This is a genomic window from Mesorhizobium sp. M1E.F.Ca.ET.041.01.1.1 (assembly GCF_003997355.1).
Lineage (GTDB): Bacteria > Pseudomonadota > Alphaproteobacteria > Rhizobiales > Rhizobiaceae > Mesorhizobium.
Genome location: NZ_RZSL01000235.1, coordinates 1 through 8923, shown reverse-complemented (window position 1 = coordinate 8923; position 8923 = coordinate 1). Strand labels below are relative to the sequence as shown.

The 8923-nt window shown below is 63.7% G+C and carries 9 protein-coding genes; 7 read left to right on the top strand and 2 right to left on the bottom strand.

The genetic code is table 11. From position 1 onward, the window contains the following. Positions 1 to 90: 90 nt before the first annotated feature. The 7 genes from phnL to phnE (EOA38_RS19385) all read left to right on the top strand — a co-directional run bounded on the left by phnL (position 91) and on the right by phnE (EOA38_RS19385) (position 6708). On the top strand, positions 91 to 798 hold the full coding sequence (phnL, locus tag EOA38_RS19415) for a phosphonate C-P lyase system protein PhnL (protein ID WP_126091874.1): 708 nt from the start codon (positions 91 to 93) through the stop codon (positions 796 to 798). Further along, positions 795 to 1409 (top strand): DapH/DapD/GlmU-related protein, encoded by a 615-nt coding sequence (locus tag EOA38_RS19410; RefSeq protein ID WP_126091873.1) that lies wholly within the window; start codon positions 795 to 797, stop codon positions 1407 to 1409. The genes phnL and EOA38_RS19410 overlap by 4 nt, the downstream gene beginning before the upstream one ends. A 118-nt stretch (positions 1410 to 1527) precedes the next feature. Continuing rightward, positions 1528 to 2238 carry a DUF1868 domain-containing protein gene (locus tag EOA38_RS19405; protein WP_126091872.1) on the top strand — a complete coding sequence of 237 codons (711 nt, stop codon included), beginning with the start codon at positions 1528 to 1530 and terminating at the stop codon, positions 2236 to 2238. Between the two features lie 175 nt (positions 2239 to 2413). Beyond that, on the top strand, positions 2414 to 3271 hold the full coding sequence (gene phnC / locus EOA38_RS19400) for a phosphonate ABC transporter ATP-binding protein (protein WP_126091871.1): 858 nt from the start codon (positions 2414 to 2416) through the stop codon (positions 3269 to 3271). Positions 3272 to 3414: 143 nt separating this feature from the next. Beyond that, complete coding sequence (phnD, locus tag EOA38_RS19395; protein WP_126091870.1) at positions 3415 to 4323, top strand: phosphonate ABC transporter substrate-binding protein; 909 nt, start codon at positions 3415 to 3417, stop codon at positions 4321 to 4323. A gap of 58 nt (positions 4324 to 4381) precedes the next feature. Continuing rightward, a complete protein-coding gene (gene phnE, locus EOA38_RS19390) occupies positions 4382 to 5341 on the top strand; it encodes a phosphonate ABC transporter, permease protein PhnE (RefSeq protein ID WP_126091869.1) in 960 nt (319 codons plus the stop codon). 8 nt (positions 5342 to 5349) lie between these two features. Beyond that, positions 5350 to 6708, top strand: a complete 1359-nt coding sequence (gene phnE, locus EOA38_RS19385) for a phosphonate ABC transporter, permease protein PhnE (RefSeq protein WP_189350638.1) — start codon at positions 5350 to 5352, stop codon at positions 6706 to 6708. A 398-nt stretch (positions 6709 to 7106) separates the two neighbouring features. On the opposite strand, the gene EOA38_RS19380 is transcribed toward phnE (EOA38_RS19385), so the two are convergent. Together EOA38_RS19380 and EOA38_RS19375 are read right to left on the bottom strand one after the other, a co-directional pair. After that, positions 7107 to 7958 (bottom strand): sugar phosphate isomerase/epimerase, encoded by an 852-nt coding sequence (locus tag EOA38_RS19380; protein ID WP_126095748.1) that lies wholly within the window; start codon positions 7956 to 7958, stop codon positions 7107 to 7109. Positions 7959 to 8130: 172 nt separating this feature from the next. Further along, a partial coding sequence (locus EOA38_RS19375; RefSeq protein ID WP_145966000.1) for a Gfo/Idh/MocA family oxidoreductase occupies positions 8131 to 8923 on the bottom strand: 793 nt, incomplete at its 5' end.

Sequence of the window (8923 nt, the reverse complement as noted above, 5' to 3'; positions counted from 1 at the left end):
GCCCTACCTCCCCCTTGTGGGGAGGTCGGACCGAAGGTCCGGGCGGGGGTACTTCAGCCACCACGCAAACAGCGAAAGGAGCACTTTCTAATGCCCACCCCTCTCGTCGTTTCCGATGTCGCGAAAAGCTTCACCATGCACCTGCGCGACGGCGTCAGGCTGCCGGTGGTGGCGGGCGTCTCCTTCTCGATCCGTGCCGGCGAATGCGCGGTGCTTGGCGGCCCGTCGGGCGCCGGAAAAAGCTCGATCCTGAAGATGCTCTACGGCAATTACGCCGTCGATGAAGGCCAGATCATCGTCCAGCATGGAGACGGCCTGATCGACCTCGCCTCCGCCAGTCCGCGCACCGTGCTTGCCGTGCGCCGCCACACCATCGGCTATGTCAGCCAGTTCCTGCGCACCGTGCCGCGCGTCTCGGCGCTCGATGTCGTCGCCGAGCCGCTGGTCGAGCGCGGTGAGGACAGGGAAGGCGCGCGGGCGAAGGCTCGTTTCCTGTTGGCGCAGCTCAACCTCCCGGAAAAACTCTGGGCGCTGCCGCCGGCGACCTTCTCCGGTGGCGAGCAGCAGCGCGTCAACATCGCGCGCGGCTTCATCACCGAGCATCCTATCCTGCTGCTCGACGAGCCGACAGCTTCGCTCGACGCCAAAAACCGCGACGTCGTGGTCGAACTCGTCGCCGCCAAGAAGGCGGCGGGCGTCGCCCTGCTCGGCATCTTCCACGACCTGGATGTGCGCGACGCGGTGGCCGACCGCGTCATCGACGTCACCGCCTTCGCCGCCGGAAAGATCGCCGCATGAGAAAGCTTTCGGAGACGCCGCTGGTCCACGAGACGGCGCAAGTCGAGAACTCGAAGCTCGGCCGCTGGACCGAGATCGCCGAGCGCAGCCGTGTCTCTGAAAGCGAGCTCGGCGACTACTCCTACATGATGCAGGACTGCGCTGTCTGGTGCGCAACCATCGGCAAGTTTTCGAACATCGCGGCAAGCGTTCGCCTCAACGCCACCAATCATCCGACTTGGCGGCCGACGCTGCACCACTTCACCTACCGTGCCTCGGACTATTGGGACGACGCCGAGCATGAGAGCGAGTTCTTTGCCCAGCGCCGCGCCAAGCGCGTCACCATCGGCCACGACACCTGGCTCGGCCATGGCTCGACCGTGCTGCCCGGCGTGACCGTCGGCGATGGCGCGGCGGTCGGCGCCGGTGCCGTGGTGTCGAAGGATGTCGCGCCCTACACGATCGTCGCCGGCGTGCCGGCAAAACCGATCCGCGAGCGTTTCGACCGCCGCACCGCCGAGCGCTACCAGGCGCTCGCCTGGTGGGATTGGGACCATGCCCGGCTGCGCGCCGCGCTCGACGATTTTCGCGAGTTGGAGGCCGAGGCTTTCCTGGAAAAGTATGGCGGCTGAATCTCGTGAATGGTCAATAGTGAATGGCGGACAACAAGGTTCGGGCTGGGGAAGCCTTCACCATTCACATCCTTGACACACGACTCGGGCAGAGGCGATCTCCCCCAGGGAGATCGCCATGCTCGACAAAGTCAGACCCTCGCTTGCCTCCTTCTTCGAAGGCACCAACCCGATGCCGCCGATGCATCTCGGCACCCGCTATGACACATCGGGCAATTTCCTTTTCGAGCCGGGCAACACCGTTGTCAGCCACCTCGTCGAGGGCTCGCCATCCGAAGCCGCAATCATCGCGGTGCGCGAGCGTATCCTCTCCATGCCCGACGCCGATCGCCTCGCCTTCACGCCGATCTCCAGCCTGCATATGACCCTGTTCCAGGGCATCATAGAATACCGGCGCCGCCTTCCCTACTGGCCTTCCGATGTGCCGTTGAACACCAGCATCGACGACATCACTCGCCTCTATCTGGAGCGGCTGCAGGGCTTCGAGGGCAACGGTGCATTCAGGATCAAGGCCATCGGCGTCACGCCAAACGGCCTGACGGTCGCCGGTGCCACGGAAGAGGACCGTGCTATCCTCAAGGCATGGCGTGACGCGCTGTCGGTGCCGTTCGGCTATCGTCACCCCGACCACGACAGCTACATCTTCCACATCACCTTCGCTTACCAGATCCGCCGCCTCGCCGACGAACGAGTGTCAGCCTGGCAGGACCTGTTCGACGACTGCCTGTCGTTCCTCGACCGCGAGGCTCCAGTGATCGAATTGCGCCCGCCGGCCTTCTGCAGCTTCAAGGACATGAAGCACTTCGAGGAATTGCTGGTCCTTGGATGAGCCCGTGCATGTCGCCCAAAGGTGCCCAGCGGTTTTGGGACAACGACGTGCATAAACGACGATTCCTGCCTGTGGGTCGTAACAAAACTGACATCAATCCGACACCCCAGCTTCATGGGGCTGCGCTAGCGAAGGTTAACGGACCTTCAAAACTGCGACGTACCGGAGTCTTGCCATGTCAGCATCATCGGCCACGTTGGAAATCCGCGGCGTAACCCGACGATTTGGCAAGAACACCGCGGTCAGCGACATCAACGTATCGATCCCGCAGGGCCAGATGGTCGGCATCATCGGCCGTTCCGGCGCCGGCAAGTCGACGTTATTGCGCATGATCAACCGTCTCATCGATCCCAGCCAGGGATCGATTTTTTTTGACGGCTCCGACGTTTCCCGCCTGCAGGGCTCGCCGCTGCGCCGCTGGCAGCGCGACTGCGCCATGATCTTCCAGCAGTTCAACCTCGTGCCGCGCCTCGACGTCCTGACCAACGTTCTGCTCGGCCGCCTCAACCATCGCTCGACGCTTTCCAACCTGCTCGGCATGTTCTCGCGCACCGAATGCGCGGAGGCGGTGGCGGCTCTCGAGCGCCTCGACATCGCCCGCACCGCGCTGCAGCCGGCCGGCACGCTTTCCGGCGGCCAGCAGCAGCGCGTGGCGATCGCGCGCGCCATGATGCAGCAGCCGAAGGTGCTTCTGGCCGACGAGCCGATCGCCTCGCTCGACCCGCTCAACGCCAAGGTGGTCATGGATTCGCTGCGCGACATCAACCTGCGCGAAGGCATCACCGTCGTCACCAACCTGCATACGCTGGACACCGCCCGCGCCTACTGCACCCGCATCATCGGCATGGCCGCCGGCAAGGTCGTGTTCGACGGCGCGCCCGAGGATCTCGACCGCGACGCCGTGCGCACCGTCTATGGCGCCGATGCCAACGGCGTCGAGATCTCCGAGGCGATCACGTCGACCAGCGTCACCGTCAAGCCGAAGATCACCGCATCCGCCGGACCGCTCGAACCGGCCTTCCCTGGCTACTGAGTCCATTGCCCGGGCTGTAGCCGCTCCGGGCAAATCGTGGATTTCGGCAAAGAGCAACCCGGATCGCCCGTCCGCGTCAAAGGCAAAACTCAAAAATTCGAACGTCACCGGCGCGCAGCCGGAGCAACAGGAGAGAGATCAAAATGTTCAGGAAAATGGTTTTTGGCGCCGTATCGATGCTGGCCATGGCGGCAAGCGCCGCTCACGCCGCCGACATCAAGGAGTTCCGCGTCGGCATCCTCGGCGGTGAGAACGAGACCGACCGCCTGCGCAACTACCAGTGCCTTGCCGACCACCTCAAGGCCGAATTCGGCTTCGAGAAGGTGTCGCTGTTCCCGGCCGCCGACTATGACGGCGTCATCCAGGGTCTGCTCGGCGGCACGCTCGACTTCGCCGAGCTCGGCGCGTCCGGCTATGCCAGCGTCTACCTCAAGGACCCGAACGCGGTCACCCCGATCCTCACCACCAAGCAGACCGATGGCTCGACCGGCTACTATTCGATCGGCCTGGCGCTGAAGACTTCCGGCATCACCGACATCAAGTCGGCCAAGGGCAAGAAGCTCGGCTATGCCGATCCGGATTCGACTTCGGGCTATCTGATCCCGCTGACCCAGATTCCGAAGGACACCGGCGCCTCCAACGAGACCTATTTCGCCTCGACCCAGTTCAATGGCGGCCATGAGAACAACGTTCTGGCCGTTCGCGACGGCAAGGTCGACGTGGCGGTGGACGATTCCTCCGGCATCGGCGACTTCAAGAACGGCTACACCTCCGGCACCTTCCACAAGGAAGTCGCCAAGGGCGCCGTCGACCCGAACGACTTCGTCGAAGTCTGGCGCTCGGGCCTGATCCCGAACGGCCCGCTGGTTGTCCGCACAGCGATCGGCGCCGACATGACTGCCAAGCTCACCGACTTCTTCACCGCCCTCCCGGGCAAGGACAAGCCCTGCTTCGAGGGCGTCGAGGGCGGCGATTTCACCGGCTATGTCCCGGTGAAGCCGGACTTCTACAAAGTCATCGTCGAGGCCCGCAAAGCCGCGATCGGCGGCTGACGGCATCAGGAAGAAAGGGCGGCGTTTTGAAACGCCGCCCTTTTTGCATGCTCCGATCATGACAGCCTCAGCGACAATCCACTCCGAAGCAACCCGGCAGCAGGCGGACGCCTGGCGGCGCCAGACCTCGCTTCGCCGCTTCTACACCGCGCTAGGCGCCGGCCTGCTGCTTGTCGCCATGTTCGCGACGATGTGGTTCGCCGACGAGGCCAATGCCGGCCATTTCTTCGACCGGCTGCCGCATATCCTGGATTTCCTGAGCTGGCTGATCCCGAAGGACTGGAACGACGTCTGGCGGGCGCTGTTCGACATCGCCTCGCCGCATGACAAGGGCACGCAGGAATTCAACTTCCCGCTCGGCCGCGTCTACATCTGGGGCGGCATCTACATCCCCGAATATTTCGAGCTGATGCTGACCACCGTCAACGTGGCGCTGGTCTCGACCTTTATCGGCTTCGTCTTTGCCGTTCCCTTCTCCTTCATCGCCGCGCGCAACCTGACGCCGAGCCCGATCCTGCGGCTCGTCGTCAAGCGTTTCATGGAACTGCTGCGCGCTTTCCCGGAGATCGTCATCGCCGGGCTGTTCGCAGCCATCGTCTCGATCGGTCCGGTCGCCGCCATCATCGCCATCGGCCTGCATTCGATCGGCGCGCTGGGCAAGCTGTTCTACGAGATCAACGAGAACATCGACATGCGTCCCGAGGAGGGTCTGCGCGCGGTCGGCGCCAACTGGATCGAGCGCGTGCGCTTCGCCGACCTGCCGCAGGTGCTGCCCAATTTCATGTCCTACACGCTGCTCAGGATCGAGATCAACGTGCGCATCTCGACCATCATGGGCGCCGTCGGCGGCGGTGGCATCGGCGAGGAGCTGAAGCTTTCGATCTCGCGCGGCTTCGGCGCCAAGACGTTGGCGCTGGTGCTGCTGCTCTTTGTCACCATCTTCCTCGTCGACCAGTTCTCCGCCTGGCTGCGCCGCAAACTGGTCGGCGAGCAGGCCTTCCTGATGAGCGCTGCTTGACCATGGCTATGACAGTCGACGAAATCAGGGCCATCGAGGAACGCCACCCGCAGATATTCCAGCGGCCGGCCTACAGGCGCTTCTGGCCGCTGCTGCTGATCGCGGGCACGGTGCTCTATCTCGCCTATGCCTTGTGGTTCTTCAGCCTGCCGCAGGTGCTGAAAGAATCGCATTGGGAGCGCCTGCCGCTCTTCCTGTCGCAATGGATCAGCTACGACCTGCAGCCGGAATTCCGCCTCGACCAGCCACAGATCACGCCGAAGTATCCGCGCTTTTCCGCGCTTGGCGAGAACCCCAATCCGGACTGGGTGATCAGGAATCCCGACGGCACCTTCACCGTGCAGATCGACGGCAATGCAAAGTCCGTCATCTTCGACAAGACCAGGGCGACAATCGTCGCCAATGGCCAGAGGGTGCCTGTGTCGCTCACCAGCGGCAAGCCGCAGGTGTCCGGCCCGGTGCCGGACTGGGTGACCGTGCATGATGACGAGGTCGTCGCCAAGATGGGCTTTGCCGGCGAGGTGCGCATCACCGTCGACCGCGTCAAGGTGCGCAAGCGCTTCCTTGGCTGGGCGAATTTCGTCTTCGACACCCGCTCGCCCTTCTTCGGCAAGTCGGCCGGCGAGGTGTTTTCGCTGATCCTTTCGGGGCCTGAGCTCAAGCCCGGCACGTCGAACCTGGCTTTAGCCGCCGACAACATCTGGAACAACGCGCAGTGGCAGCATGGCGACGTCTGGACGAAGCTCTTGCAGACCATCGTCATGGCGTTCCTCGGCACGCTGCTCGGCGGCATCGTCGCCTTCCCGCTGGCCTTCTTCGCCGCCCGCAACATCACGCCGAGCGGCCTGCTCAGCCAGGTCCTGAAGCGCTTCTTCGATTTCATGCGCTCGGTCGACATGCTGATCTGGGCGCTGTTCTTCACCCGCGCCTTCGGCCCCGGCCCGCTCGCCGGCAGCGCCGCCATCTTCTTCACCGAGATCGGCACGCTCGGCAAAACCTATTCCGAGGCGCTGGAGAACATCGACGACAAGCCGCGCGAAGGCGTGCTGTCGACCGGCGCCAACGGCCTGCTCGTGCAGCGCTACGGCGTGCTGCCGGAGGTGGTGCCGATCTTCATCAGCCAGACACTCTACCAGTGGGAATCGAACACCCGCGGCGCGACCATCATCGGCGCCGTCGGCGCCGGCGGCATCGGCTTGAAGCTTTGGGAAGCGATGCGCACCAATTCTAACTGGGCGAACGTCTTCTACATGGTGCTGTTGACGCTGCTCGTCGTCTTCATCTTCGACAACATCTCGAACTTCCTGCGCAGGCGGCTGAGCCGCACGCTGCATGACTACAACCGGCTGCAGGCCGCGCAGGGATAACCTTGTGAACCATAGGCGCAGGCATCGTGCAGCGCCGAGCCAAGGGTCGACCCCCACTCCGTCGAGCTGCGCTCGACACCTCTCCCCCGATCGACGGGGTAGAGGAAAGGCGCCAGGCTGTCCGAGCCGACGCCTGTCCTCCTAGAGCATGATCCCGAAAAGTGGGAACCGGTTTTCGGAGAAAGATCATGCTCCAACAAAGATTTAGATTGTGGTGGCGATTCAACGAAACGCCATCACGGTCTAGGCCGAGGCTTTCTTCCTCTCCCGAGCCACGAGGCTCCCTTTCCTCTCCCTCCGGAGGGGGGAGAGGTGGCTCGGCGAAGCCGAGACGGAGTGGGGGAACCACCTGGCAACCGTTGCGAACGCAAATAGAAGTTGGACTAGGCGCAGGGCCTCTAAGCCGCCTTCCTCCACCCATCCCTGATATGCCTATACCCTTCGCGGTACACCGCCTCGGGGCTCTCGGCGAAATCGCGCCACACCTTCGTCGCCGCTGCCAAGTCCTTCAGCGAGCGTCCAAACGATTCAATCGTCAGCCAGTCGTCATAGCCGCTCTTGCGGATGGCTGAAAAAGTCTCCTTCCAGGGGACGTGGCCGCGCCCCGGCACGCCGCGGTCATTCTCCGAAATATGGATATGAACAATGTTCCTGCGATTGCGCGTATAGGCGCCGATCGGATCGGCTTCCTCGATATTGGCGTGGAAGGTGTCGTACATCGCCTTGACGTGAGGCCGGTCGATCGCGTCGATATGCTCCGACAGATCGTCCATCGTGTTCACCAGGTAGCATTCGAAGCGGTTGAGCGCTTCCAGCCCAACGGTGACGCCCTTCTTGCCGGCATGGTCGCCGATGGCGCGCTGCGAGGCGATCGAACGCTGCTTCTCGGCCGCTGTCGGCCCGCTGCCGGAGAAGGCACCCAGCGTCGAGTGCAGCGGGCCGCTCAGCCGGTTCGCGCCAAGCGCCGCGCTGCAGTCGATCGCCCATTTCATGTAGTCGATACCGGCCTTGCGCGTCGCGGCATCGGGCGAGATCAGGTTCATCGCCGGATCGCCCATGGCCGAGACCGCGGTGCGTTCCAGGCCGATGCGGTCGAGCATCTCGCCGAGCTTTTTGTAGTCGTCAGGCCCGCCCGCGAAGACCGGGATCTCGACGCCGTCGAAGCCGGTTGCTTTGATGTCCTTCAGCAGCGCCTCATGCTTCGTCGAGACGCTGGTGGTCCACAGGAACATGCACATGCCGATCTTCATCGACATCCCCTCTCCCTCATCACCTTCGAACGAGGGGTGATGAGATTCAGGTCAGGCCGAGCCGAAAATGGCGGATTCCGAGAACCGGAGCGGAGCGTACTTGAAGTACGTGAGCACCGGAAGCGCAGGAAGCCGCCGTTTGCAGGCCGGCCTCACCTGAATATCGTCACCCCTAGAGCTTCGTCCACGCCCCATTCTTCTTCGACGACTTCACACAGGCCTCGATGAAGGCCATGCCTTCGACGCCGTCCGCGATCGTCGGGAAGACGACATCCTTGGCCAGCTTGCCGCCTTTGCGCCGTGCTGCCCGGATCGCCCGCGCGGCCTCCTGGTAGATGTTGGCGAAGCCTTCGAGATAGCCTTCCGGATGGCCGGACGGCACGCGCGTTACACGCGCCGCCACGGGCATCGCGCCGGCGCCGGCACGGGTCAGCAACTGCTTCGGCTGGCCGAACGGCGTGTACCACAGATAGTTCGGGTCGGCCTGCACCCATTCGAGCCCGCCCTTCGAGCCGTAGATGCGCAGCTTCAGCCCGTTCTCGTGGCCGGGCGCCACTTGGCTGGCCCAGATCATGCCCTTGGCGGGATGCTTGTTGCCGACCGGCTTGAAGCGCAGCATGACGTTGACATTGTCGTCGAGCTGCCGGCCCGGCACGAAGGCATCGAGATCGGCCGACAGCGAATCGAGCTCCAGGCCGGAAACGAAACGCGCAAGATTATAGGCATGCGTGCCGATGTCGCCGAGCGCGCCGCCGGCGCCGGCCTGCTTGGGGTCCGAGCGCCACGAGGCCTGCTTCTGGCCGGTAGCGGCAAGGTCCTCGGTCAACCAGTCCTGCGGATATTCCGACTGCACGATGCGAATGTCGCCAAGCTGGCCCTTGGCCACCATCTCACGCGCCTGGCGGATCATCGGATAGGCGGTGTAGTTGTGGGTGAGCACGAACACCTTGCCGGTCTTTTCCACC